The 892-nt window shown below is 40.5% G+C and carries 2 tRNA genes; both read left to right on the top strand.

Going from position 1 to position 892, the window contains the following annotated elements:
• Nucleotides 1–242 precede the first annotated feature (242 nt).
• Nucleotides 243–319, top strand: a tRNA-Ile gene (locus tag J5X92_RS20865).
• A gap of 57 nt (nt 320–376) precedes the next feature.
• Nucleotides 377–452: transfer RNA gene (locus J5X92_RS20860), tRNA-Ala, on the top strand.
• Nucleotides 453–892: the final 440 nt, after the last annotated feature.

Below are 892 nucleotides of genomic sequence, written 5' to 3'. Positions count from 1 at the left end.
ACCCTAGGGGAACCTGGGGTTGGATCACCTCCTTACCAAAATGTCGATGGTGACATTGTTAGTGTAGTGCCTACACAGATTGTTTTGTTATTAAATGAAGAACGCTAAATGTAATACAAACACTATTACGCAGCGGATTTGTCGGTCAGGCAACGCCGCCAGAAATTTGTTTAAGTTTATAATCAATGATTATGATTAAGCTTATTTCGTAGCGAGGCAGTTGAGCGATAAATACCAAGCATAGGCTTGTAGCTCAGCTGGTTAGAGCGCACCCCTGATAAGGGTGAGGTCGGCAGTTCAAGTCTGCCCAAGCCTACCATTTCCTATTAAATAGGGAATGTCACTAGTTAAATCTCAGATAACTAGTTTTACATATGGGGCTATAGCTCAGCTGGGAGAGCGCCTGCCTTGCACGCAGGAGGTCAGCAGTTCGATCCTGCTTAGCTCCACCACTTTTAAGTGCATTTACACAAGTGTATTTAAAAGTGGTATTGATTACCGCGAATGTTCTTTAACAATTTGGAAAGCTGATATTTAATTAGTAAATCAATCAAAATTTGAGTAATTGAGAAGTCGAAAGACGTACTTACTACTCTACTTGACTTGAATTGCTTGTTATCAATCTTAATTTGATAGCAAGGCAATTTCACGATTAGCTTGTCATGCATACAACTGAGTTAGATCTCATCCAGTCCTGATATCAAAAGGCGGGAGAGTTCTTCGCTCAATCATTGTTTTAATAACACTTCGGTGCTTATTAGTGCAATGGTCGAGGTAACAGTTTCTAGTCGACTAAATCGACGAGTAAGCGAAGGCACATACTTTTAGTATGTAACTGAGCGAACGAGGAAAATTTAGGAAGAATAGGAAGTGTTAACGAAGGCCATTTGGG

This window comes from Alteromonas sp. K632G (assembly GCF_017653625.1).
GTDB lineage: Bacteria > Pseudomonadota > Gammaproteobacteria > Enterobacterales > Alteromonadaceae > Alteromonas > Alteromonas naphthalenivorans.
Note: the sequence above shows the minus strand (reverse complement) of the source record. Positions and strands in the feature narration are given on the sequence as shown.